The organism is Bifidobacterium thermophilum (assembly GCF_002846655.1).
Taxonomy (GTDB): domain Bacteria; phylum Actinomycetota; class Actinomycetes; order Actinomycetales; family Bifidobacteriaceae; genus Bifidobacterium; species Bifidobacterium thermophilum.
Window position 1 is genome coordinate 38,082 of sequence record NZ_PCGX01000011.1, and the last position, 25,315, is coordinate 63,396.

17 protein-coding genes and 1 tRNA gene are annotated in these 25,315 nt (G+C 61.0%); 10 read left to right on the forward strand and 8 right to left on the reverse strand.

All coding sequences use genetic code 11. From position 1 onward, the window contains the following. Positions 1–230 precede the first annotated feature (230 nt). Positions 231–695, reverse strand: coding sequence for an Hsp20/alpha crystallin family protein (locus CQR48_RS08085; RefSeq protein ID WP_015451157.1), 465 nt, complete (start codon positions 693–695; stop codon positions 231–233). 494 nt (positions 696–1,189) lie between these two features. After that, a complete protein-coding gene (locus tag CQR48_RS08090; protein WP_101452584.1) occupies positions 1,190–2,317 on the reverse strand; it encodes a cation diffusion facilitator family transporter in 1,128 nt (375 codons plus the stop codon). A gap of 189 nt (positions 2,318–2,506) precedes the next feature. Here CQR48_RS08090 and CQR48_RS08095 point away from each other — a divergent pair, with 189 nt between their 5' ends. The 5 genes from CQR48_RS08095 (at position 2,507) to bcp (ending at position 10,429) form a co-directional block, all read left to right on the forward strand. Beyond that, complete coding sequence (locus CQR48_RS08095; protein ID WP_101452585.1) at positions 2,507–4,036, forward strand: DUF3375 family protein; 1,530 nt, start codon at positions 2,507–2,509, stop codon at positions 4,034–4,036. A gap of 117 nt (positions 4,037–4,153) precedes the next feature. Continuing rightward, entirely contained in the window at positions 4,154–5,050 is an 897-nt protein-coding gene (locus CQR48_RS08100; RefSeq protein WP_052401682.1) for a DUF4194 domain-containing protein, read from the forward strand. Then, positions 5,050–8,658, forward strand: a complete 3,609-nt coding sequence (locus CQR48_RS08105) for an ATP-binding protein (protein WP_101452586.1) — start codon at positions 5,050–5,052, stop codon at positions 8,656–8,658. Before CQR48_RS08100 ends, CQR48_RS08105 begins: the two co-directional genes overlap by 1 nt. After that, positions 8,655–9,917, forward strand: a complete 1,263-nt coding sequence (locus tag CQR48_RS08110; RefSeq protein ID WP_015451162.1) for a DUF3322 and DUF2220 domain-containing protein — start codon at positions 8,655–8,657, stop codon at positions 9,915–9,917. Before CQR48_RS08105 ends, CQR48_RS08110 begins: the two co-directional genes overlap by 4 nt. After that, positions 9,914–10,429 (forward strand): thioredoxin-dependent thiol peroxidase, encoded by a 516-nt coding sequence (gene bcp, locus CQR48_RS08115; RefSeq protein ID WP_015451163.1) that lies wholly within the window; start codon positions 9,914–9,916, stop codon positions 10,427–10,429. The genes CQR48_RS08110 and bcp overlap by 4 nt, the downstream gene beginning before the upstream one ends. Before the next feature lie 108 nt (positions 10,430–10,537). Here the strand turns inward: bcp and CQR48_RS08120 are convergent, their stop codons facing one another. Continuing rightward, positions 10,538–11,164, reverse strand: coding sequence for a DUF5701 family protein (locus CQR48_RS08120; protein ID WP_015451164.1), 627 nt, complete (start codon positions 11,162–11,164; stop codon positions 10,538–10,540). A gap of 137 nt (positions 11,165–11,301) precedes the next feature. Here CQR48_RS08120 and CQR48_RS08125 point away from each other — a divergent pair. Next, positions 11,302–11,386 (forward strand) — tRNA-Ser (locus tag CQR48_RS08125). 432 nt (positions 11,387–11,818) lie between these two features. Continuing rightward, the gene (locus CQR48_RS08130) at positions 11,819–12,229 is read left to right on the forward strand and encodes an RDD family protein (RefSeq protein WP_101452587.1); all 411 of its coding nucleotides are present in this window, start codon (positions 11,819–11,821) and stop codon (positions 12,227–12,229) included. Positions 12,230–12,308: 79 nt separating this feature from the next. Here the strand turns inward: CQR48_RS08130 and CQR48_RS08135 are convergent, their stop codons facing one another. Then, entirely contained in the window at positions 12,309–14,306 is a 1,998-nt protein-coding gene (locus CQR48_RS08135) for a DUF6541 family protein (RefSeq protein WP_343206339.1), read from the reverse strand. A 323-nt stretch (positions 14,307–14,629) separates the two neighbouring features. On the opposite strand from CQR48_RS08135, the gene CQR48_RS08140 reads away from it, so the two are divergent. Together CQR48_RS08140 and CQR48_RS08145 are read left to right on the forward strand one after the other, a co-directional pair. Next, positions 14,630–16,069 (forward strand): ABC transporter permease, encoded by a 1,440-nt coding sequence (locus CQR48_RS08140; protein WP_180334593.1) that lies wholly within the window; start codon positions 14,630–14,632, stop codon positions 16,067–16,069. Continuing rightward, entirely contained in the window at positions 16,066–17,217 is a 1,152-nt protein-coding gene (locus CQR48_RS08145; RefSeq protein WP_101452590.1) for an ATP-binding cassette domain-containing protein, read from the forward strand. The genes CQR48_RS08140 and CQR48_RS08145 overlap by 4 nt, the downstream gene beginning before the upstream one ends. Positions 17,218–17,361: 144 nt before the next feature. On the opposite strand, the gene CQR48_RS08150 is transcribed toward CQR48_RS08145, so the two are convergent. The 4 genes from CQR48_RS08150 to CQR48_RS08165 form a co-directional block, all read right to left on the reverse strand. Beyond that, entirely contained in the window at positions 17,362–18,087 is a 726-nt protein-coding gene (locus tag CQR48_RS08150; RefSeq protein WP_033493592.1) for an HD domain-containing protein, read from the reverse strand. Positions 18,088–18,306: 219 nt separating this feature from the next. Further along, positions 18,307–19,176, reverse strand: coding sequence for a class II glutamine amidotransferase (locus CQR48_RS08155; protein WP_101452591.1), 870 nt, complete (start codon positions 19,174–19,176; stop codon positions 18,307–18,309). Positions 19,177–19,315: 139 nt separating this feature from the next. Next, positions 19,316–21,826, reverse strand: coding sequence for a KUP/HAK/KT family potassium transporter (locus CQR48_RS08160; protein WP_371836389.1), 2,511 nt, complete (start codon positions 21,824–21,826; stop codon positions 19,316–19,318). 325 nt (positions 21,827–22,151) lie between these two features. Continuing rightward, positions 22,152–23,111, reverse strand: coding sequence for a TatD family hydrolase (locus CQR48_RS08165; protein WP_033493549.1), 960 nt, complete (start codon positions 23,109–23,111; stop codon positions 22,152–22,154). Positions 23,112–23,605: 494 nt separating this feature from the next. Between CQR48_RS08165 and CQR48_RS08170 the strand changes: the two genes are divergently transcribed. Beyond that, positions 23,606–25,108: a C1 family peptidase gene (locus tag CQR48_RS08170; RefSeq protein WP_101452593.1), complete on the forward strand. Its 1,503-nt coding sequence runs from the start codon at positions 23,606–23,608 to the stop codon at positions 25,106–25,108. The last annotated feature ends 207 nt before the right edge of the window (positions 25,109–25,315 follow it).

Consider the following 25,315-nt stretch of genomic DNA (forward strand, 5'->3'; position numbering starts at 1 on the left):
ATAACCCGGACGCATCGCCCACGACTCCCCCAAACGCAATGATGGGGGCGGAGGCTCGAAACCTCCGTCCCCATCATCAGGTCTAGGCTATGTGTCGCCACCCGCTATCAGTCAGCGTAGGCAACGTAGCAGCGGGCGACGTGAACACTTGCCATCGCGCACAATCACCATTGATTCATGCGACCGGCGAACGCGTACTGCACATAGCGTCAACCGACGTGCACTGGCCGTCAGCCCTCAATCGCGATGCGATGAGCCTGCTCGACCTGCGCCTTGGCCTCCTGCTTCGGCATCTGCAGGTGCAGCGTGCCGTCCTTGTACGAGGCGTGGATATCGGATTCCTTCATGTCGTCGCCGACATAGAAGGTACGGCTGCAAGTGCCGGCGTAGCGTTCGCGACGCAGCCACTTGCCTTCCTTGTCCTTGTCTTCCTTGGAATCATTGCGATGCGCGGAGACGGTCAGATACCCGTCCTTGAGCTCGACGTTGATGTCGTCCTTGTTGAAGCCCGGCATATCCATCGCGACCTCATAGCCGTGATCAGTCTCGCGCACATCCGTGTTCATCAGGCTGCCCGACTGAGCGGCGGCAAGCTGACGGCCTTCATCAGCCGCGTCACGCCAACCCGCGAAGAACGGATCGTCGAACAGATCAGAGAACATCGTGTCATTCATCAAAGCCGGAAACATAGCCATAATCGGTACTCCTTCATATTTGGAGCCAACGCGGCTTGGCAGCCGACCGTATCGACACCCAGATGCCGCCGGCCGGTTTCGTAGACCCGCGTCCGGAACCCTCCCGGGCTCCTGACCTTGACCTTTCACTTCATCCAACTTCCCACGGCGAGGTTCATTCCGGATTTTCACCGTGGGGAAACATGCGGATGCAGAAGAATTCAGGATGCTTGATATGGCGCCATATTCAGCCGACTGTGACTGCGACCGCGGGAGAGCTGGAGCGACTGCGGGAGATTGCGATCGATTTGTCTCTATCGCAAGAAACTCCCGGGAGAATTCGGCAGAAACGACGATTTCGAGATAATCTCCCAACGACATCGTTGATATTCCGCGACTCATGAAATCAGCCCGATGGGAGTTTATCGGCGAATGCGCAATAATACGATAAACTCCCACGCGGCACCGGGACTTTCGTCAATCACGGCCGCCGACAGCATAAACTCCCGCCCGGTTCAGTCCACCCAATCCTCGACTTTCGCGGCCTTGACCGGGTCATACGTGTCCGGCTCCACAACAATGTCCAGCGTGTAATACGGAATGGCGGCGCGCAACTGTTTCTCCAGCCGATTGATCGCGGCGGCGTCATCCAGCTCGGTCTCGTTGCGGAACTGCACCTTGAGTAGCACGAGAATGCGCTTCTCGGACAAGTGCATGGCCGCGGGATCGGCAAGCACCCGTTCAACATCGGGATTCTCCGCCAACACTTGCGTAATCACGCGATATGTGTGGTCGCTTGCGCCTTCGCCGATCAGCAGCGATGAGACCTGCACGCCCAGCAGCAGGGCCCCCACGATCAGCAGTATGCCGATGCTGGTGCCGCCGATGGCATCCCAGATTTCATCACCGGTCAGAATCGCCAACAGCGACCCCAAAAACGCGAAAGCCAGACCAATCACGGCCAGCGTGTCTTCGGCAAGCACAACCGCCAAATCACTGGATTTCGTACCTTTCCAGAACTTGATGAGGCTGAACGGGCCGGGATCATGCGTTTCCTCGAAGCGTTCCTTCGCCTCCTTGATGCCGTTGTGCAGGCTCCACCCCTCAATCGCCGCGCAAATCACGGTCACGACCAGCACAATGGCCATATTGTGCGCATCCACGGCATGCGCCTGCGGCCCGCCGGAGACGACTTCGCGGATTTTCGCGATGGATTCGCTCGCCGAATACACGCCACCGATGGCGAACAGGGAAACTGCAACGATGAACGAGGCAAGATACCGCGCCCGCGACCAGCCCAGCGGATGCTTGCGGCTCGGCGGCCGGTGCGACAGCTTATTGCCGATGATCAGCGTGAGCTCGTTGCCGGAATCGGCAAGGCTGTGGACGCTTTCAGACAGCATTGAAGCCGAATGCGTAATCATGAACACCACGAATTTCACCGCCGCGACCATCACATTCGCCAGCAGCGCGGCGAGGACGGCAATACCGATTTTCGCATTGTGTGGTTCCGTGCCGTCCGGGGCCAGATCGTGATTCATGGCGGCGTTGCCGTTGGGTTGCGGCCGGTTGCGTGGCACATCAGGGATGATGCCGACGGGTTGCGCCTGTTGTTCGTCTTCCTTGCGATCTTGTGTGGCCATCGTCGTCCTCCTTGGCCCGGTATCACAACAGTCCAATACCGGATTCCTGTTCCAGCATAGCCCGGGATCGGCGGCGGGCGCCCACGGTCTTCATGCGTGTCCGATAACATGATGTCTGGTGTGCCGTCTCGCGACATTCCGGGCGACATACCGACAGCGACGACGCACAGACCAGAAGGAGGCAGTTTCGTGAGCGACGTGAAGGCGCAACTGGAACGGCTGCGGCCGGTCTATGAAACAGGCGTGCTTCGGCTGTTGCTGCGCAATCATGCGATGACATACGTCGCGTTGCTGCGCACCTGCTTCAAACCATTGACCGCCGAGCTGCCGAAAGAGACGCTTGAGATGCGGCTGGCGAGCGCGCTCGAGGAGCTCTCGCACGATGGCGAATGGCAGTACAAAGACGGCGAGACCGCCCAGGACAGCGCCCATCAGACGCTGGTCGAACTCACTCGCGAGGGCGAAGGCGATTACGCGTGGCTCGCGAACTCGTATGACCCCGCTTCTCACCATTATCTGTACCGTTTGACTGCTCGCGCCCACCGCGCGATCGACGCGCTGTCCCAGCTTGAGGACACGACCCGCGCACTGTCCGGTGCCCAGGCGAATTCCATCATCATGGAGGTCGAGAACGCCCGCAAACGTCTGACCGTCGATCCAAGCGAGCGCATCGCCCTGCTTGAGTCCGAAGTCAAGGAACGCGAGCAGGAAATCAGCCGGCTCCGCAACGGTGAATCCGTGGAGTCCCTGAGCGACAAGGATGTCGAGGATATCATCGCCGTGGTGCACAACACCTTGCGCGGCGTACCGGTCGACCTGCATGAGCTCGCGCTTGAGGAACGCGACAACGGCGACGCGCTGCGCCGACGTATGCAGGAGAACTCAATGAGCGTTGACGAGATTCTTACTGCATACCATGAGCGCTACCGCCGCTCGATGCGCGAGTCGGACAGCGGGCGGCGTTTCGAGGACGCGTTCCAGGTGATTGTGACCGACGAGGGCCGGCGGCAAATCGATGATGCGGTGCAGGATATCGCAAAAAGCCCGTACCTGCACGGTGAGCCGAATCAGCTGCTCAATCAGGTGCGGGCGGAATTGAAGCGGATTTACGAAGGCATCGAGGATGTCCGCCATCAGGTGCGCGTCTCGGACGAAGCGGTGAGCCGTCTGGTCCGGCAGCGCAGCGACACCCGGTATCGCACGGCGTTAGACACGTTCAACCGGCTGTTCGCGACAATCAGCCAAGAGATCAAGGCCGGTGCGTCTTCTCCCAGCCCGTATTCGTTTGATGTGGGCGACGCCACGCTGCTTGCGCTGCCTACACGGCCGGCACGCCCGATGGCTTTCGCAGCGCCGCCGAGTCTGGATGCCGTGTCGTCAGTTCAGGATGATGACAATCCCGGCTTCGCCGACGTGGATTTGCGCGCGATGGTCGAGGCGGGCGGACCGCGGTTGCGGCATATGCTGTCACTGATCGTGCAAGACCCGATCATGCGCGACGGGCGGGTTGACGTCGCGGCGAGTTTCAACCAGTTGAGCGATTCGGAACGCCGCGAAAGCGAACTAGTCGGTTTCCTGGGGACCTTGCGCGTGGACGATAACGGGCAGTTCTCGACATGGCGATGCGTGTCCGCGGACGGTACGACACGCGCATGGCGTACACGGCCGGTACTTGCAGACGTTGGCGTGTTGCATGAGATTATCGAAGAAGACGCATGACGGATGCCGGCTGGTGACGGGCGGTGACCGCGAGACGGGCGAGGAGCATAGGCCGAATCAGCGCGAACGGCATGTACGCGAATCCGGCGACACGGAACTTGTGGAAAGGGCGGGACGATGACCGACGAACTTGATGACATGATGGCCGCCATGGGCACTGCTCGCATGGACGGCGACGCCGATGCCATGGTGGATGCCCATGAAGACGGCTCCGGCGAGACCGACGGTGTGTCGAATGCCGGCAGGGACACTGACACCATAGGGGATATCGACCCTGCGGACAATCCACATGCGCTGTTCCCCGGGGACACGAGCACGATGGACGCCGAAGCACGCGCGGCCGCCATCGCGCTGAAACGTGACCGGTTCATCACCGGTGACGCGTATGAGACGGCGTTGGACCATGTGGACGAGGTACGCCGCTCGCTCAACGACGACCTGCTTGAACTGGTTGATGTTCCGCGGTACCAAGTGATGTACGCCAGACCGGTCACAGCGGATGGATTGGGGATGCGATCCTTGAAAACCCGGGCATCGCTGACACGCGAGGAGGCGGCGATGCTGGCTCTGCTGCGCATTCGTGTGCTCGGCTATGAGAGCTCACGCGAATCGTCCAAAGACTGGATCATCAGCACGGACGACATCCGCGCCGCGCTGACCACAGGCGCCGGCTGGCTGGCCGCACGCAATGACGAAGAAGGCGTGATGAAACGCATCGGCATCGCGATTTCACGGTGCGTGACCTACGGATATCTCGCCCCCGTTGAAGACACCGATGACATGTACTGCATCACGCCGCTGGTCCCTGCCGTACTCACCACCGAGCTTGCCGAACAGTGGCTGGGCAAAAGCGAGAACAGCGCCGCGGGTAGTGCGGATGACCCCGAAGAAGACGTCCAGATAACCGCGAATACCGATACGTCTGATATTGCCGACACGACATACACGAATACCGCTGACGGTTTGAATGCCGGCGCTACCGCCGCCCAAACCGGCGAAGAAACGAGGTTGTGATGACCGACGAAGCGCTGATGGCCGACCACTGGATGCTTGCCAGCCGCCAACTGGTCAATTGGGGGTCCTACGAGGGCTACCACGTGTTCTGCCCGTCCATGGACCCGGACATGCCAATCACCTTGCTCGCGGGTGCCAGCGAATCCGGCAAATCCACGCTGGTGGACGCGCAGAATTCCCTGCTCTACCCTGCTGGCACGGCGTTCAACAAGGCCTCGAATTCCGGGCGTTCCGAACGCAGCGACTACACGTATCTGCGTGGCATGACCGCCGTGGCGGATGACGCGGAGGGCGGGACGGCCGTCTATCTGCGCGGTTCTGCCGAGGACGGCACCCCGAGTGCGGTGTGGGGCGCGATTGTGGACACCTATGTCAACCGTATGGGCGGCGAGATGCTCTCATGCGCGAAGTTCCTGTACCTGTCCCCCGGCGACGAGCGCGGCAACGTACGGCGCCAATACGTGTCCTGGAACCATGAAATCGACCCGCGAAAGATGGACGGCTACCGGTCCTCACCGTTCACCGCCGACCAATTGCGCAAGGTGTATCCGGGGTGCGCGGTGTATTCGAACGCGGAAAACTTCCATGAATCCGTGTGGACACGCATGGGATTGAAAGCCGCAGCATGCCGGTTGCTGTACAAAATCCAGTCGGCGGATGCGCCTTCGCGGCTTGACGACATTTTCAAGCAGGGTGTGCTCGATGTCCCGAACGCCCTGACCAAGGCGCGCGAGGCGGTTGAGGATTACGACCGGTATGCCGAGAACTTCCGCAGTATGGAAGAAAACGCCCGACAGATGGACGCCTTGCGTGAAATCCGCGACGAACACACCGAATACGATAAGGCGGCCAGGCAGGCGCGTGATCTGCAGGTCACCGATCCGCAAGATGACGCCGGATTGACCACCTTGCGCTCGTGGGTGTTCTCCCGGTTGGCGTCCGCGGTACGCGACCAGCTGCCGCAAGATCGCCGCGAGCTGGAGAGGCAGCAGGAGCAATGTCACAAAGCCGATACGACAGTCGAAAACGTGCAACGCGAACTCGGCGAAGTCACCGAGATGATGCACGGCGCCGGCGGCGACACCCTGACCCATCTGGAAAACGAGCATGAGCAGGCGTTGCAGGAGCTGGAACGGATGCGTCATACCGTCGGGCGCATCCGACAGGCGTTCGCTCGGGCGGACGAGCCGATGCCCCAATCCGAGGCATCGTGGGAACAGCGCCGGCAGGAAGCCCAGGATTTCATTGAGGACGCGAACGTGCAACGCGATGAGCTCCAGCGACAGCGGGACGCTTGCGTGGTTCGCCGCAAAGGCATCACCGACCGTCTTGACCCGATCAAGCGCGATTTCGAACGGCAAAGCCGCAAGCGCACCCGTATCACGCAAGACATGGAAGACGACCGCGCGGCGATTGCGCAGGCGACCGGGCTGAGCGAGCGCGATCTTCCCTATGTCGCCGAGCTGATGGACGTGCGCAAAGACGAAGAGCGGTGGCGTACCGCGATGAACGTGGCCTATGGTCCTATTGCGCAGATCATTTTGGTCGACCGCCGTTACGAGCGGGGATTCGCCCGAAAAGTCAGCACCATCGACCCGTCAACCATGTTCCGCCGCACTTGGCAGTTCATTGATATCGACGATATCGACTATCAAAGCGGCACCCAGGAACACGGGGAGGACGGCGAGCATGACGACCGGCTGTCCGGAAAACTGCGGTTCCGCGAGGATTCTCCATTCTTGGGATGGCTGCGCGAGCAGACCACATCCCGGCGGCTAGACGCGCTGTGTGTAGAACATATCGACGACGCCGACACCGCCCGGCAAATCCAGCCGGACGGGCAGATTAAAGCCGGTCAGCGTGGTTCGTATGGCACCAAAGGCATCAACCAGGTCATCGGTTTCGCCGACGAAGCGTACCTGCGCGGGCTCAAACAGCAAATCGACCGCCTGTCCGAACAGCTCAGGCAGTGCGAGTTGGATGGGGAGGACATCAAGCGCCAGCAAAGCCATCTGGACGAACTGCGTACCTTGTCATCGCAAATCGCCGATCTTTCTTGGACGGAGGTCGACGAAGCCGGCACCGAAGCGAATGTGGAACGCCTTGAGCGCGACATCGACACGCTACGCAACGACCCGAAACTCGCTCAGCTCGCCGAGCGACGCGACCAACTCCAGCACGCGCTGCGGGACGCGCTGGACTCGCAGGCGAACGCCCGGTTCGCCGCCGCCAACACACAGCAGGCCGTCGACGCCGCCGAAGCGTGGCTGACTGAACGCGCGGGGCAGATCGCCGACACCGCGGAACAGCCGACGCTACCGGATACCGTCACCGAACTGCTGTCCACCGCGTACAGCGCGGCGACCGGTTCTGTGGCCGGCGAACTGGCCCATATGACTGTTCTGCCAGGGCAACCCGGAATCCGCAGATTCGACGAGCGGGTGCTCGGCATGGTAGGCAATGCGATCACCAAGCGCATCAGCGAGGCGTCCACTCAAGCCAACAAGGCACGGGCATCCGTCGAACGGCGCATGTCCGACTATCTTGCCCGCTGGGCCGCCGACGACACGACCGTCACCCCCACGGTGGACGACTACCGGTATTACGAGGACGAGTTGAGGGACCTGTCCAAAATCGTGGCGAAGGCGGCTACCCCTGAGGAAATCGCCAACAGCGTGGACAAGATGCAACGCGACTTCAATGAGCTGAGTATGAGCCTCGAGAATGACCAGCGCGAGGTGCGTGAACAGCTCGACCGTATCAACTCCATGCTGCGCGACCAGCAGTTCGGGCCACGCCACGGCAGTCTCACCCTCGACGTCACCATCAGGCCACGCAGCGCAGCCTTCAACGGCACGTTACGCCGGACCATCGGGCGACTCAACAGCTGGCAGGCGGAGCAGCCCTCCGGCGGCGCGTCCGACAGCCGCACCGCAAAGCGGGCGTTCGACAGCTGCAAACCGATGGTCGAACTGTTGCGTAGCGAGCTGGGCAAAGTGCGCGATACCGCGGGAATCCGCCAATATGGTGCCCGCGATCTCGATTCTCGCGCCCGCAGCTCCTTCTACGCGGTCGTCCACCATGATGACGGCCCCGACGAACGCATCTCCTCGACCGGCGGCAAATCCGGCGGTGCCTTGCAGGAGCTCACATCCTTCGTGTACGGAGCTGCGCTCATCTACCTGTTGGGCGGCGATATCAGCGGACACCCCACCTACACCACGCTGTTCCTCGATGAAGCGCTCATCAAGGCGGACGGCCGGTACACGCAGCGCGCACTTGCGGTGCTGCCACGGCTGGGATTCCAAGTCATCGTATCCGCACCGGAAAGCAAAACCGGCGAAATCCTTGAGATGGCGACGCGCGGCTATGTGGTGCTGAAAGACGAGCGGCTCCATTCGCATCTGCAGGAACTCGATCTGGTCGGCGCACATGCGGACGGCGGACCATTCGAGCAGCGCAATCCGTCAGCTGGCAAATCGTCGACAGGCACGGCGGCTTCCAGCATTCCGGCTGATGCCGGGAACGCCGACGATACCGCGGAAACCAGCGATGTCACCAACAGCGGCGATTCCACAGCCTCAAGCAGCAGAAAGCCACAGTCATGACCGGCATACGCGCACGTGGTGTGAACGCCCGGACAGCGCCCACGGAAATCCGCGATGCCGTCACCAGATATCTGCAACGGCGTCGATATGATGCCGAACCGCGATGGCCGTTGGTTTTCTCCGTGCGGTGGCCGGACCAGCGCACGCTGACCGCCCAAGCGCCCGACTGGCATAAGGCCAACAATGCGTTGCGCGAATGGGCGCAGCGTCTAGGTTGTCCGGTCACGAACAAGCACCGGCTGATGGTCACGCCGGTGGAGTTGATCGACACGGTTACGGTTGCGGATGAGCAGACCGCGTTGCGCATCGCGGACCGGACGAGCGCCCGGCACTACCGCAAGGCGCGCCAGCGCATCGACCTGTTGGCCGACGAGTGCTCGATTCCTCGCGACACCGCGGCATCCGTGGCGAAAATGCTGGACAGTGAATCAGATGTGGATGTCACACTGGTGATTCGCGCCGCGCAGTTCTTCGGCGCGCACGATGCAACCGGGTTGACTCCACGGCAAGTCCCGCTCGCGGGGTTCAGCGCGAAATGGCTTGATCAGACGCATCGCCGCAACGTCATCTGCACCTTGTGCGGCAAGGATTCGCTGGGATTGTCTGACCGCCCGCCGGAGTTGCGTATGCGCTGGCTTGACCCGGCCTACTCGAACGAACCGGAAATGATGATCACCAGGCCGTGGCGGCCCGGTGGCGAGCGCGATATCCGCTATGTCATCATCGTGGAGAATAAGGATACCTACCAATCCATGCCCGACATCGCGCACGGATTGTGCGTTTGGGGAGCCGGTAAGGCGATTTTGGCATCAATCGCGCTGCTACTGCCGTGGCTTACCACCGCAAGACCGGACGACGGGGATGATTCCAGCCCGCAGGTCGTCTATTGGGGCGATATGGACGCCGACGGCTTGGAAATCCTCGACGCCGTACGGCACACCGGGGTACGCTGCCAATCGCTATTCATGGATTTAGAAGCCTACCAGCGCTACTCATGGTTCGGCACCAATCTCGCCTCAACCAGCACACCGCTCACTTCGCGCGAGCCCAAGGCGACGCCCACACTTGACTTTGGCGAGCGTGAGCTCTATCTGCTCACATGTGGCGAGGCCGTCGGGCAATCCGACGAATCCGGTTTGTCCGACGGTCCAACCCATCTGCGCGTCGAGCAGGAGCGAATCCCGCTCATTGACACGGCCGATGCGCTCCGCTCGCTTGGATGGCCGATCGCCGCCAATAATGACAAGGAGACACAATGACAGACAACGCACACCCGACACCAGTACGGCTCGAAGCCGGGCAGACGGCCCCGGATTTCACGCTTCCCAGCGACACGGGCGATACCGTCACCCTGTCCGCACTGCGGGGCAAGAACATCGTCCTGTACTTCTACCCTGCGGCGATGACCCCAGGATGCACGACGGAAGCCTGCGATTTTCGCGATAATCTTGCGCGCCTGTCGGCACTCGGTTTTACCGTGCTCGGCGTGTCGAAGGATCCGCTCGACAAGCTTGCGCGATTCCGGGAGCGCGACCATCTGACGTTCCCGTTGCTGTCAGATCCTGATCTGACTGTGCATCGTCTCTACGGCGCATACGGCGAGAAGAATCTGTACGGCAAAGTGCGTCTGGGCGTAATCCGTTCGACCTTCGTGATTGACGGCGATGGCATCATCCGCGTTGCGAAATACAATGTGCGGGCGAAGGGACATGTCGATGCGTTGTTGCGGACGCTCGACAAACTCGATGATCAGGAGTGGATGCGACAGTAGAGCGGGCTGGTCGCGAACCAGTCGCGGGCTGATTACGGGCGCGCAATGCCCGGTAATCACGCCCAGTGACTACGCCCAGTAGCCATGACTAGTGAGCACGCCCAATAATCATGCCCAGTGGAAGAGCGAAACCCCGCAGCGCGAACGGCAGTAGGCGTTTCCCAACCATGTGTGCCGCGAATTCGGCCACACGGCGCCCAGCCTTGGAGCGTTCTGGCTCATCCAAATGCTGGGCGCGCGACCGTCGGCACTGCGCGAACCGAGCAGGTTGAACCCGTTTTTCTCCACCAGCCAGTCCGGATGCTGGGTGGCGATGGCGAGCCCCTCCTCAAGTGTGAGCGGCAGACGCTCATCGGAATCGATAAGTTTGCGCGCGACATCCGGTTCGCGGTTGATATACGCGGTGCCCGTGTGTGGGTCGATGACCAGGTAGAACGGACCTTCCGGCGGTTCGAAACCGTCTTGCGGCAGGAAACTGGCGATATCGCGCGGCGGCATCGTTGTGAAACCGGCCATGCGGTTGATGCTGGTTCGTGCGATCAGGGATTCCGGCGACACCAACTCGCGCGTAGGCACGAGCAGGATATTCGCACCGAGATCGCTGTCTTCGAGCGCGCTGATGAGCGGGCGGGCAAGCGCGCGGAATGCCTCCGCGCTCATATCGGCCACATCAGGGTAGCCGAGCGCGACAATACGGTCGAGCTGCTTAAGTGCTTCCTGTGATGCGATGGACATACCTCCAAGTGTAGGACATCCGCGTGAGGGGCGGTGCATCGCGCGCGACACACCCACGCGGGTTTGCATGTCCGATAGTTCGTGGTATTCTATTCGAGTTGCCCGGTTACGCGCGCAGGCGCGTTTCCACAAGCAATGGAGGATTCGCCTAGTGGTCTATGGCGCACGCTTGGAAAGCGTGTTGGTGTAACAGCCTCACGAGTTCGAATCTCGTATCCTCCGCCCGGATTTGAACCCCGGAAACCGTTGAAAACATTCGGTTTCCGGGGTTTCGCTTTGATTCCCCCCGATTGTCGGTTCCCCCCAGGTACCCTCCGTTTGGGGCTATCGGCCAATTCGCGCGCCCACTGCAAGTCTCTCGGCACGGGCATAATCCCAAAAACCGTCGGCCGACACTAACAGGCACCTCATCGTCGGCAGAAGCAGAAAACAGACCGTCTGTCGATACCCACCATCAGCACACCATCGGCAGAAGCAGAGAGCAACCGCCCGTCACCGGCACCCGGCACGGGCACAATCCGCTCGCCCCGCTAACCCCGCGTTTCAGTCCGCGCGCCGCCGCTCCAACCGCTACACTTGGCAATACGACCTCACAGTACGGCCGGTAAGCCCTTGCAATACCTCTTGCCCGGCCGTCGACGGAAAGGAACAACGATGTTCACCCTCTGGCTGCGCCGAGCCGCGGCGTATATCCTTCGCATCGTACTGCCAGCATCGTTGCTGTCGCAGCTCATCGGCACCCTGCTGTTCGGCAAATCCTCACCGGGCGGAGCCGCTGAAACCTGGATCGGCTGCGCCAGTCTGCTTGTCGCCGGCGTCATCTCCGCCTTATCCACACGCAACGGGCAATCATGGGCGCACCAGCTTCTGCGTCTGCAAGTGCTCGACCAGGAATCCGGCGCCCCGATATCAGCCCTGAGAATGGGATTGCGAGAACTGGCGCATCTCGCTGATTTCGCGTCGTTGTGCATCGGCTTCCTTTGGCCGCTGTGGGACAGTCAACGGCAAACCTTCGCCGACAAAATCGTCAGCACCGTTGTCGTCAGCGTTGACAAGCCCGAATAGCTTGTAACTCCACAAACTAGTTACGCAAAGCAAGCCGTCAGCGCAGCCAGTTTGTACTCGTCATGGGTGCTTGCCAACATCAGCCGCGCACGACGCCGCATCCGAAGCGGTAGAGCGCCCAGCCATGCCCGTATTGGCCAAGATCACGCACTTTGACGAGCGTGCCGTGGCGCTCATATTGCGCAATCAGCCCTTCGTCGTGGAACGGGTCGAACTGCTGGCGGAACGTGAACATTTGCAGGCTCGGTGCCTGAGGACCCATCGTCAGGAAATATGTGGGAGTGTCGCCGCCACCCAGCGGGCACACGGTATTGAGCAGCCGCGCGTCATCCCCCGAGGCGAAGGACAGCTCGGTCTGCTCGAAAATCGCGCCGTTTTTCTCTTTCATCGGGTTGTAAATCGGGTACAACATGTTGGCCCCGTACAGGCTTACTGCGTACATCGAGCCATTTAGCGGATCGGATATGACGACCGCGCGCGTACCGGTCACCTTCACGACCTCGCCGAGTGCTCGATACTTGCTGGATGTCAACTGTTCGTCCGGCCGCTCATCGGTCAGTTGCACGTTGTGATACACCGATTGCGACAACCCCGCCCGTTCCGTATTGCCGAACTGGCAGGTGACGGCGAGCGCCGCCAGCACGACCACAACGATGCTCTGCCGGGCGGTACGCGTCAACCGGATGTCGCCGCACACACGGCCACCGCTACGCACACGGCCACCGCCCTTCCACGGCATCGGGACCGACACCGATCCGTCACCGCCCGCCACCGCACACGCGGCGAAGACCAGCAGCGGAATCACGCCGAACGGAATCACGCTCAGTGGCCGGGTCTCCGCCCGGTACCAGGCAGCGGCGACGATATTCGGGAACCACCCGGTCAGCGAGGTCGAGCAGACGAACAGCAACATGAGCAGCAGCCATGCGACGACCAGAGCAATCGCATCCCTACGGGTGTTGTGGTATCCGCTTTCACCGGGATGAGCAGCGTTGGAATCAGCACGCTTGAACACTTGCTGCGGCCGTGCGATCACGTAGCCGATGACGACCAGCGCAAGCACGGTCACGCCCGCCATCAACCACCCGCCCGGGCCGGAGATATTGTCCGTAATGAAGGTGCGCAACGCTTGAGGCACCGTGCGCGATGGCACGAAGGTGTGGAACCATGCCGCCGGATTGCCGTACCGGTTGGATTGATAGGAGCCGCGCATATATACGAGCAGCGCCGCAGCCCCGCATACAACCGCGCCGGCGAGCCCCGCGATGACTTTCCACGGCATGCGCAGCACGATGAACGGCGCCATGAGCAGCAGCCAGGAGAAGACGATGCGCGGATGGGCGAATATGCACAGCCCGCCGATGGCGATGAATCCGAGAATCCACGGCCATACGAGCGCCCGCGCCTGCGCCTGCTTCATCGTGGGAGCGATTTCGGACGCGGTTTCAGGAGCGGTTGCCGGTGCGGCGGCCTGCGTCCCCCGCCCAGTCTTGTCATCCGCCGCGGCCCCCGCCTTGTGCCGCCGCCAACGGTCGGTCAGGGCGTCACACAAACGCAACGTGATATACAGCCAATACGGCAGAAGCGAGGTCGCCAGTCCGTAGGCGTACAGCGGACCGCGGGCGAGCATCAGGAACGGGTGACTCGCCGAGGAGACGGATAGCACGGGCACGATAATCGCCATCGCGCAGGAGAACGGCCGCCAACCCTGAGGATCCACTAAACGTGTCCAGTATGTGGACAACAGCAGTACGCCGGCCGGCCACACGACGCCCGAAGTCACCAGCCATACAATGTTCACCGCTGTGTAAATCGGCATCTTCGCGCCGAACACCGACGCCAGGTTCACCAACCCGGCTGCCAGCATGTGGAACAGCGGCGGATAATACGCGTCATTCGGCCACAAGTGCGTCGCCGAGCCGAGCCCCTCCCCCAGAATGCGGCGGACGAAATAATAATGCGCCGGAGCGTCAATCTGCTGCAACGGATACTGCCAAATCATCGACGTGTGCGGGAACCACCCCATCACCACGCCAAACGCAATACCCACCCCGATCACTGAGCACAAGGGCACCATCCAACGAGCACATCTCACCCGCCCATTCTATCCGAACTTACGTGTGGCACGAATTCACCGCTTATCAACGAGGCGGCCCCGAAATCAGCCAAAATCTGCCAAAATTCGCCACGCATGGGACACGTACAGGAATGGAAACGCTGCGCATTTACGATTTTCCCAGCATTTCGCAAGTACAATGCCAGTGTCGTGCAAGACTACACGAACGTAGACTAGCAATAGTGTTGGTATGGGATCATTGCCCCGCTGACCGGAGCGCCTCGGCCAACGCCACCATGTACGCACCCGGCGGTCAGCACCGCCAGAGACTGGAGAAGTACCGCATGTTCGTTCTCAAGAACGCATGGGCAGCGCTCACACGCCATAAGTGGCGTTCGTTGCTCACCATCATCACCGCCCTGATTGTCACTTTCGGAACGATGTTTTCCACTGCGGTCATCCAGGCAAGCGACACCGCGTACGGCTCCGGCTATGACGCTCAAAAGCCCACCTTCGATCTGAAGCTTAAGCAGTCCGTACAGTCCAAGTACAACGGCGCCGACTCCAGCTGGACTAAGAACTACCTGTCGTGGACGCAATATTCCACGTACGCCAGCGCCGCGCAAAGTGCGAGCATCAGCTTCACCTACACCTTCACCGAATCCGTGCCGGTCAGGCAGACGTCGAAGTTCAAGGCCGTTGCAGGCACCGCCGACCAGGATGCCAGCAAGACCGGCGGCGAGTTCACGTTGCGAACCTTCTACAGCAAGGAGGCCGCAGCCGCCAATGCGCAGGGCGCCTTTACCATCGTCAAGGGCAAGAACCTGTCCTATTCCACATCCAGCACGGATTCGACGTCAGCGCTGATCTCCGAAACCGTTGCCAAGAAGAACAATCTCAAGGTCGGCGACACCTTCACCATCGCCAGCCCCACCGACGCGAAGACCACCGTCAAGCTCAAGGTTGCCGGCATCTACCGGTACAAGGACGGACAGACAGCCGCCTCCACGAAACTGGCAAAAGACAACCGCGACAACGCGATTTTCGTCGGTTATTACGCGTTCGCCATCAACAACTTCGACACGACCACCGGCAAAGGATGGGCGGTTCCGGATCTCCAGGTCACCTTTACGCTTGACAGCGTGAGCGCGTACAAGAAGTTCGTCGCGCTGGTCAAGAAGGCGAAGCTGCCGACCGGCTACGAAATCGTCTCCACTTCGCTTGAGGCCTACACCGAAAGCATCAAGCCGCTGGGCAAGTTGGCGGAACGCCTGCGTATCGCCCGGATTGTGCTGCTGATTGTCGGCGGGCTGCTGCTCGTTGTGCTGGTTGTGCTCGGTCTGGTGCACCGCCGCGGCGAAATCGCGACCGCCATGCTGGTCGGCGTTACCAAAGCGCGCATTGCATGGCAGTTCATGCTCGAAGTCCTGTTCCCCACGGTATTTGGCTTCGCGATTGGCGCGCTGGCCGGCGGATTCGGCACCAAGCCGCTCGCCCATCAGCTTGCCGGCGGCTATGACGTGACGATGTCCGCGAGCCTCGTTTGGCAGACCATCGGCTACGGCCTGCTCGCTTGCCTGGTGCTGTCGTTCATCGCCATGTTCCGCGTCGTCGCCGTACGCAGAATCTCACTGTTCGCACCGCGTGACAGCGGCGATTACGCCAACGTCAGCAATGTCAGCAATGCCGAAAGCGACGACAGCGCCGGAGATGCAGGAGACACGGGAGACGTCGAAGACGCGCCGACGACACAAGCCGAGCAGACCAAGGAGGAATCCAAGTGAGCGAAAACAACGAGCCGACCAAGGCCGACCAGATCGAACAGCTGGACGAATCCACGGAATCCGTGCAGTTCAGCGTCGTTATTGACGACACCGCGGATGACGCCGATCTCGATACCGCAGATACCGCCACGGCTGACGAAGCTGACGAGACCGACGATGCAGCCGAAAGCGCAGATGAGCAAGCTGCACATGTGGACGCGGATGCGCAAACCGACACCGCAAACACCGACACCGCCGAAAACGCCAGCAAGGCGACGCCCGATGCAACCGCAGCGGCACCAGCATCCGACAAGACGGCCGCCGGCAACACCGCCAAACCCGGGGTCTCCACAGCCGTTCCACACACCCACAGCGCCCGGACGGTTGCGCACGCCGACACCGCGACCCGCGCATCATCCCACATCGACAGGGAACTGCGCCAACGCCGCCACATCACACTGAAGGCATACCCGTCGTTCGCATTCAACAACGTCATCCTGAGCAACCGCAAAACCGGCCGTGACGTGCTCGACAACATCAGCATGGACTGCTATATCGGCCGCACGTACGCAATCATGGTCGACCCCGATGACGCCGAGCAGCGCGCAGGATTCATGGCCGTCGCCTCAGGCATGGTGTTTCCAACCAGCGGCAGGGTCATGCTGAAAAGCAGCGATCTCGCCTCTTTCGACCCAGCTGAAGCGCGCGCACACCGTCTAGGCGTGGTGCCGCAGCGCTATGCAATCCGCGACGACTTGGGTGCCATCGCCAACCTTGTGTACACGATGGACGCGTCCGGCCGCAACTTCCTGCAGCCCAAGCCCGATATCGCACGTGACCTGCTGGACCAGACCGGTTTCGGCGATGGCAGCGACCTTGCCGTCGAGAACTACGAAGCGCTCGTGCACACGCCTGCAGGCAAGCTTCGGGAGATTGACCGCAGGCGTCTGTCCATCGCGCGTGCCATCTGCTGCGAGGCCGAGGTCCTGTTGCTCGACGAGCCGACGGGCGGTCTCGACAAGGAAGACTCCGCGACCATCCTCGACCTGCTCAACAAGCTCGCCCACCCGAATCGGCGAACCGCGGATTCCGGACGTTGCGTCATCATCGTCACCGACAATGACGACGTGGCCGACGCCTGTGACGAGGCGTTCACGCTGTACGACTGACGGAAATCGGCACAGCCGAACAGTCGCTAGTGCCGATACGCGATAGAACAATGGCCTGCACCTGCGAAAGTGGGGATGCAGGCCATTGTCAAACCGTGCCCAGGTTGCCTAAGCAAGAGCGTAGCAACCCGGACCAAGCTAAGCTCATACCACGCGCTGGTGAAACTGCTCGGCGAGCGCTGGAATGTCCGGCTCGCCGTACTTGTCCACCAAGTCGAGCCATGCTCGGCGGTTCCCCTCGCCGAAACGGGCCGCCTTGTTCGCGTACGATTGCGCGGTGAGGAACTTCGGAGGCACGGATTTGCTGTTGTATTTATCAGCGACCATGACCACCTCTTGTTCGAGGTTGACGGGCACGTAATCCGCCGGCGGCAAGGGCAGCCCCTGCCGGATTACCTCGTCTTTCGTGAGCCCCACGCCGGTATGGTTGCGAGCGAACTGGGCGATGGACTCGTCCACGCCTTCATCCAGCAGGTACTGGTAGCCAAGCAGGCCGTGCTCGATGTAGTGCGGGCCGTCGAATTTCAGGGGCTCGCCGTCGGACCCGTCGTGCTTGAGCACACGGTACGTGCCGATGTCGTGCAGCAATCCGCCAATCACCACAAGGTTCTCATCCAGCAGTCTCGGCGGGATTTCGCCACCGGTGATGCCGTCGGAGGCCGCAGCCTGCGATGGGTCGGGACGCCCGGAATCATCTTTCGGCAGGGTGCAGCGCCGCACGAACAGCGCATTCTGGTGCCGCACGATTTCGCGGGCGATGGTTGCGACGATGACGCAATGCGTGTGTATCAGATCATATGCCGCCTGTGATGGCGCGATTTTCCTGTGCAGCTCATCGACTTGGGCCAGTGTCGGAACATATCCACTCATACCGTCCATTGTAGGGAACGAGCCGAATCCTCTCCGCCCGTTGCGCCAGAAGCGCCCCTCACACAAACTGTCTGCGCAACGCGCCCTCCCAGCGTAAACAGTTTGTAGACACACGAAACGGTTACGCCCAGGGGCCCTCCAACGTCACCAGTTTGGAACCTCCCACAAACCAGCTACGCTCACAAGCCTCCCAGCGTAAACAGTCTGGGTGAAGGCGACTCAGATGGTTTCGATGCGGAACTCGCCGGTGCGGTTCGAGGCGACGAGCATCTGGTCGTTGTCAAGCTCCGTCCAGCCGTCGGCCTCACTCTGTGGGAAGCCGGAGCTGGCGACGACCACGCCCTCTGCCGTGCCATCAGCGTCCAGAATCCGCCGATATCGAATCACGCGATAGTCGATGGCATGCTGCTGCCAGCCGTACCCTGAGTAGACCTCCATGATGCGCGACGGGACCTCCGTCCGCCCGGACGCACGCAACGCCACCAGCTGATCGCCGCTTTGAATCATGCAATTGTAGCTGGATTTCGGGTAGCTCTGCCGCAACTCGCGCACCGCCTGGGCGACCGCCTCATCCAGCGGGAAGCCAAAACCGATGTATTCCAAAATCACCGCGAAGAATACCGCGGAATCGCTGCGACCGCCCGTGGACAGAAATACGCTGTGATCCACGGGAAAATCACGGTTCTCAATGATATTGCGGCCCTGATCGTCCGAAATATCGCCATTATGGATGAAGCTCAGCCCATTGGCGAAGAACGGCTGCTGGTTCTCCAGAATCAGCGGCAGATGCGAGCTGGCGAGGCGGAAATGCCACAGCGCGCCGCGAGCCGGCTGCTGGGCGAGATCTTCAAACACCGGGTCATGCAAAGCCGACGTAGTGGTCTTGTACAAGCGAGTGCCGGTTTCAGGCGAAGGCGCACCGCCATCCCTGTGGTACGGCGGTTCCTCGGGCGTGCGCAACGAAGCGGTGCCCCAGCCGTCATTGTGGACCGCGCTCATTGCACGGAAGTCCTTAACAGCCTGACCGTCCAGCACATCCTCCAGACTGCGGTTGAGACCCGCAGTCGCATAACCCAGTAACCTGCACATAACCATCCACTCTAACGGGCGGCGGGACACGGCTGGTGCGCGTGGCTATAGGGGTTGGTTATAGCAAAGAGCCGCCCCTGCGGACGGCTCTCGATTGCGGCAGTCATTGCTGCTGTCGCCGGTTCAGCAGCGGCTTCGGTCACTGGCTCTTGCGCTGGCCTGTTGATTGGCGCGACGAACCACCCGATTTTGCTGTGCCGTGATGCTGCGAGGCGCGGTCGGACTTGGCCTCGGCGCCCTGCTGCGAGCCTTGTTTCGCAGGCTTAGCGACGGACTGCTTGTCGGCGTTGCTGCCGGGCTTCACGGAGTTATCTGCTTTCGCCGTAGTATCGGGCTTGGCGGCAGTCGCATTTTTCGCGGGTTTCGACGCTTGCTCGGACTTCACCGCCGGTTTCACCGCCGGTTTCGTTGACGACTTCGCCGACGATTTCGCTGTGGGCTTTGTCAGCGCGAGCACGTCCTCACTGGACTCAATCTGCCGCAGATTATTCGCTTCACGCTTGAGCCTCGGCGGCCGACGCGTCGACAGGAACAGCGGCTGCACTTCGATCAGCGGATTGTACGGAGCCAGACCGAACCACTTGACCGGCGAACCCGCCGCATGGCGAATCGCGTACTTCATCTGCAAGGACAACGCACCACGCTGCGAAATCGTGGATTCCGGCATCAGCGCCTTGTGGATCAGCACATACTTGATCGTGCCTACTCCCGGATCGGCGTCGAGCTTCGGGTACTGAGACTTCTGCTGCGGCAGCTCGCCCGTATGCTCCAGATCGTGCATGATTTGGTGGATGTATGCAGGAATGGACTGAGAGACCTTGAATCCGAGCCGAATCTTCACACGGAACAGATAATCGGTCCCGAAATTCTCCACCGAATACTCGCGGGTAAACGGCTCGTCGGTCGTCTGCACGGACACGGCCCACCATGCGCGCGCACGCTTGGGATGGTCCGCGAAAATCGAGAAGAAGATGTCGGTGTCAAGCCGCTTCATTTCGCTGTCGGACGTCAGATACACGATATTGTCTGCGAAATACGGGATGCGGAAGTCCCCGTGCAGCTTCTCGAGCGCAGGCAGGAAATCCTTGCGCTTCATATGGCGACGCTGCGAACGTTCGATCTTCGTGCCGTCGTTCCACGTGACCATGATCATCAGAATCATCAAGGTCAGCAGCATCGTGAACCAGCCGCCGTGCATGAACTTCGCCATCGAGGCGATGAAGAACATGATCTGGATGGACAGGAACACGATCGAAAACACGATTGCCCCGACTTTATGTCGGTTGTACCACATGTACACGGCGAGCAGCACAGTCGTGGTGATCATCGTGATGGTCAGCGCGAGGCCGTAGGCGGCGGAGATATGCTCCGAATCGCGGAACAGGAACAGCACGGCGAGCGTGGAGACGCACAGCACGCCGTTGACCACCGGGATATACAGCTGACCGCGTGTACGGGCCGGGTAACGCACCTGCAGATGCGGCATCCAGTTGAGGCCGGTGGCTTCGGCGACCATGGTGAACGCGCCGGTGATCAGCGCCTGAGATGCGATGATGCCTGCGGTGACCGACAGCGCGACCGCAAGATAACGCACACCCGGGCTCATCATCTGGAAGAACGGATTGAGGCTGTCCACATTCTCCAGAGCGGGATTGTGCTGGTTGCGCAGCATCCACGCGCCCTGCCCGAAGTAGTTGAACACGAGCGCGATCTTGATGAACGGCCAAGTGAAGTAGATGTTGCCGCGACCCACGTGGCCCATATCCGAGTACAGCGCCTCGGCGCCCGTGGTCGACAGGAAGACCGTGCCCATCAGGGCGATGCCGGCCGCGTTATGCGGGCTGAACAGGAAACGGATGCCGTACACCGGGTTGAGGGCGGCGAACACGCTCCAATCATTGCCCAGGTTGAACACGCCCACGACGGCGAGGAAGCCGAACCACACCATCACGATGCTGCCGAATACGCGGCCGATGCTTTCCGTACCGCGTGATTGCACCGAAAACAGCAACAGGATGATGATCGCGGTGATGATCATCGTCAGGTTCGTGTTCTCCCGGAACAGCGGTTCGAACACGGGAATAGTCTTCAGACCTTCGACTGCCGAGGAAATCGAGACGGCAGGGGTAAGCACCGAATCCGCAAGGAACGCGGCACCGCCGAGCATCGCGGGGATCGCTAGCCAGCCGCCATACTTACGAATCAACGAATACAGGGCGAAGATACCACCTTCGCCTTTGTTATCGATGCGCATGGCAATCAGCACATATTTGACGGTGGTAATCAGAGTGATTGACCAGAATACCAACGACAGCACACCGAGGATCGCTTCCCTGTCGGCGTGCTGGATGCCGCCCTGTCCGGCAAGGAAGGTCTGCATCGTGTACAGCGGCGAGGTGCCGATATCGCCGTACACCACGCCCAGCGCGACAATCGCCATCGCGAAGGTGACCTTGTTCGGACCGGATTGCACGCGGGTCCACCAGCGGCCGATAGCTCCCTTGGTCGCTGTTTTCGCGAGCTTTTCTGCTTCCTTATGTTCTTCTTCTTGCTGCTTGGCGATTACCTCGCGCTCTTCTTTGGTCGTCGTCTTGCGAGAGACCTTGGGCGCGTTGGTGAAGGTATCGGCCTTCAGCAACGTCTCACGCATACGTTCATCAGCCTGCTGCTCTTCTGATTGCTTAGACTGATTGGCGGTATGCGAAGATTCGCGCTGCCGTGATTCCGCCATAACATTCCTCCATCGGCGGGGACCCTCCCCGCTCGTGAACACTCATGCCTGGCAAGCGAATCGTAGTACCATCACGATTCCTTTACAGACAGCCGCAAGTCTATACGACGGTCACGAGATATTGCAACAATCCGGGCGCAAAATGGGGGTATTCCACGGTTCTGTCTAATTTTCACAACCACCGGGAATACGCCGTCATCGGCAACTTGCTGCACATCCCTGAGACGCCGGGCAATCCGTCCGCTCAAATGCCGTACACCTTACGCGTAGTGCGACGGGTGGCGCGCGCGACCTCAGCCACCGGCAGGTCGAAGACCTCGGCGAGCGCGGCCAGCGTGTACGGAATCATGTACGGCGCGTTGGTACGCCCGCGGTAGGGCATCGGGCTCAGATACGGAGCATCTGTCTCCACCATGATGTGGTCGAGACCGACGAGCCGCGCCGATTCACGGATCCCGTCGTTGCCCTTGTAGCTGACGGTTCCCGAAAAGCTTAGATACCAGCCGTGTTCGGCCGCGATGCGACCCATCTCGGCGTCGCCGGAATAGCTGTGGAACACCGTACGTTCGGGGCTGCCGTCCGCAAGCAGCGTGTCGATGACTTCCCGATGCGAGTCGCGGTCGTGGATCTGCATGGGCAGGCCCAACTCCTTGGCGAGCGCGATATGGTCGCGGAATGCTTGTCGTTGCAGCTCTTTGGCGCCTTCACCAGTGCGGAACAGGTCCATGCCGGTCTCGCCGATCGCTACCACTTCGCGCGGGTGGTCGAGGGCCAGCCGGTGCACTCTCGCGAGAGCATCCTCGAAACTGACGTCATGGTAGGGCTTGTAGCTCAGTGGCAGACCGTCCGGCCCAGGAACGCCGCGGTGACCGTGCAATACGGCCTCATTGGGGTGGATGGCGAGCGCCGCATGCACGACACCCGGGTGGTCGAGGGCCATCTGGACAGCGGTGTCAAGATTCGGATATTCGCAGCCGACATCGATGACCCCCTCAACGCCGACGGCCTGCGCCTGTGCGAGCAGCTCATCGACCGAGTACACGGGCACCGGCGGCTGGTCACGCTCGATGGCCTGCCGGTTCATTTCGCGGGAGAAGGGGACGACGCTCGCCACATGCGTGTGATCGTCGATGACGCGCGCGTCGGTGGGAAGCGGCTCAGGGGCGGGCGCCCAGCTGCGGTCGCGATGGTGATGCTTGGACATGGCTTCCAGTCTAATCAATCGGGGGCGGCGTTGATGGGCCAAGGTATTGGCTGATTGGCTCCTTGACCGCTTGACTGTCCAACTGCCTGATTGCTTGGCTACCTGATCGCCCAGTTGCCCGGCTGCCCGACTGCCCGACTGCCCGGTTGCCCGAAATATTCCGCCCGGTCGCGTATGCGATGACATACACAACCATGCGTAAGGCGCAGAAGGACGGCGAGACCCCTTGATATCCGTCGGCTCGCGCATGTCCGGACATACGCGACAGCGCACAAGCGACATCTGCGGACTGCCGAACGCTTGCTTCTGACACGCGACGTATGTCCTGACATACACGCGATACCGCACGCGACTGACAGCAAACAACCGACGGCACACAGCCGACAGCAAGCGACCAACAGCCCGGAACCAGCCCGGAGTACGATGAAGGTTTTGGACATATACGCATGGCACGCGTACACACTCAACACCGACACACACAAGCAAGGAGCATCATGGCGAAGAACGGCATCACCAATCCAGACGATTCCAAGGCGTTGCGGCCAGAACAGCTGCACGAATTCTCCCAGCGGTTCAACGCCGACCGGGCGAACGCGGTCGCGGCGAACGCGGCCACCAGCGTGGGCGTGCTGAAGGCCGCCACCGATTACCATGGCGTGCGTGCGCTCCCGCGTGACTTCTCAATCGAACTCAAGCAGGGGTCGATCACGAATCAGGAGCATTCCGGCCGCTGCTGGATGTTCGCCTCACTCAACACCCTGCGCTATGAGCTCATGCATCGTTGGAAGCTTGAGGATTTCGAGTTCTCCGAATCCTACCTGTTCTTCTGGGATGCGATCGAAAAATCGAATACATATCTAGAGAACGTGCTCGCAACCCTTGACGAGCCGACCGACAGCCGCGTATTCGAAATCATCAACGATACTGTTGCCGATGACGGCGGCTGGTGGCAGATGTTCGTTGCGCTGGTCAACAAGTATGGTCTGGTCCCGAAATCCGCATACCCGGAATCCGCGAATTCCCGCAATTCCGACGCGTTCAAGCAATATCTGAACACCAAGCTGCGCGAGTTCGCCGCCGATTTGCGTGGCCGTCATGCGGCGGGCGAGAGCCTGGAAGCGCTGCGCGCGGCGAAAACCGAGGACATGGCGACCGTGTACCGCATCTGCTGCATCGCGCTGGGCGAGCCGCCGGAACGGTTTGATTTCCTGGCCCGCACCAAGGGTGACGATGACGCCGACAGCAAGAAGAGCGACGACAAGGCGTCTGCGGATGCGTCGAATGCCGGCAAGACAACTGATGCCAAGGGTGGCAAGGACACCGAAGGCAAGGGCGGCAAAGGCGAGGACGGCCGCGACGACCGCCCGCAAATCCGTGAATACGGCATCACGCCGCTTGAATTTGTGCGCAAGTATGTGCCGGTGGATGTCAATGACGCGGTCACGCTGTGCAACGCGCCGATGGCCCGCACCCCGTTCGGCAAGCGCTACCGAATCAAATGGACCGCGAATGTGGCGGAAGCCGGGGATATGGAGTTCGTCAACGTGCCGCTCGATGTGTTCCGCAAGGCGGCCATCGACCAACTCAGTGCGGGGCATCCGATCTGGTTCGCGTGCGATTGCATGCAGTTCTCGCTGCGCGACGCCGGGATTTTCGACCGCGGCACCGTGCGCGTGGACCAGCTGTTCGACACCGAGTTCACCTTTGATAAGGGTCAGGGCTTGGAATACTGGGATTCCGCAAGCAATCACGCGATGACGCTGACCGGCGTGAATCTGGACGCCAACGGCAAGCCGAATCGTTGGAAGGTCGAGAACAGCTGGGGCAAGGACGCAGGCAAGGACGGCTATTATGTCGCGTCGGCCGACTGGTTCGATCGGTTTGTCACCGAGCTGATCATCCGCAAGGAATATCTGGACGAGGCGACGAAGGCGATTCTCGAAACCGAGCCGGTGGATATCGAGCCGTGGCAGCCGCTGACCCGCCGCTGCGACTGAAATCCCCGTCATCCTCACAAACTGGCTACGCTGAGCTAGATCCCAGCGTAGCCAGTTTGTAAAAGGGAACGGCGGTCCGGCCCGCGGCGCAGCACTTGGCTGTCGTGCCGCCGCGTATCGCGTCACTACGTGCCATGCCGCCGCACGTCATGTTGTCGCAAGAAAGAAGAAACCCGGCGGTGAGAAGCCGCCGGGCGAGAGAGAAGA

Excerpts from the sequence above, each read along its gene's own strand:
- bcp (WP_015451163.1), top strand. The coding sequence starts at position 9,914 with ATGACAGACAACGCACACCCGACACCAGTACGGCTCGAAGCCGGGCAG.
- CQR48_RS08160 (WP_371836389.1), bottom strand. The coding sequence starts at position 21,826 with ATGCGTGAGACGTTGCTGAAGGCCGATACCTTCACCAACGCGCCCAAG.
- CQR48_RS08090 (WP_101452584.1), bottom strand. The coding sequence starts at position 2,317 with ATGGCCACACAAGATCGCAAGGAAGACGAACAACAGGCGCAACCCGTC.
- CQR48_RS08130 (WP_101452587.1), top strand. The coding sequence starts at position 11,819 with ATGTTCACCCTCTGGCTGCGCCGAGCCGCGGCGTATATCCTTCGCATC.
- CQR48_RS08100 (WP_052401682.1), top strand. The coding sequence starts at position 4,154 with ATGACCGACGAACTTGATGACATGATGGCCGCCATGGGCACTGCTCGC.
- CQR48_RS08110 (WP_015451162.1), top strand. The coding sequence starts at position 8,655 with ATGACCGGCATACGCGCACGTGGTGTGAACGCCCGGACAGCGCCCACG.
- CQR48_RS08170 (WP_101452593.1), top strand. The coding sequence starts at position 23,606 with ATGGCGAAGAACGGCATCACCAATCCAGACGATTCCAAGGCGTTGCGG.
- CQR48_RS08120 (WP_015451164.1), bottom strand. The coding sequence starts at position 11,164 with ATGTCCATCGCATCACAGGAAGCACTTAAGCAGCTCGACCGTATTGTC.
- CQR48_RS08140 (WP_180334593.1), top strand. The coding sequence starts at position 14,630 with ATGTTCGTTCTCAAGAACGCATGGGCAGCGCTCACACGCCATAAGTGG.
- CQR48_RS08150 (WP_033493592.1), bottom strand. The coding sequence starts at position 18,087 with ATGAGTGGATATGTTCCGACACTGGCCCAAGTCGATGAGCTGCACAGG.
- CQR48_RS08165 (WP_033493549.1), bottom strand. The coding sequence starts at position 23,111 with ATGTCCAAGCATCACCATCGCGACCGCAGCTGGGCGCCCGCCCCTGAG.
- CQR48_RS08085 (WP_015451157.1), bottom strand. The coding sequence starts at position 695 with ATGGCTATGTTTCCGGCTTTGATGAATGACACGATGTTCTCTGATCTG.
- CQR48_RS08155 (WP_101452591.1), bottom strand. The coding sequence starts at position 19,176 with ATGTGCAGGTTACTGGGTTATGCGACTGCGGGTCTCAACCGCAGTCTG.
- CQR48_RS08105 (WP_101452586.1), top strand. The coding sequence starts at position 5,050 with ATGACCGACGAAGCGCTGATGGCCGACCACTGGATGCTTGCCAGCCGC.
- CQR48_RS08135 (WP_343206339.1), bottom strand. The coding sequence starts at position 14,306 with ATGGTGCCCTTGTGCTCAGTGATCGGGGTGGGTATTGCGTTTGGCGTG.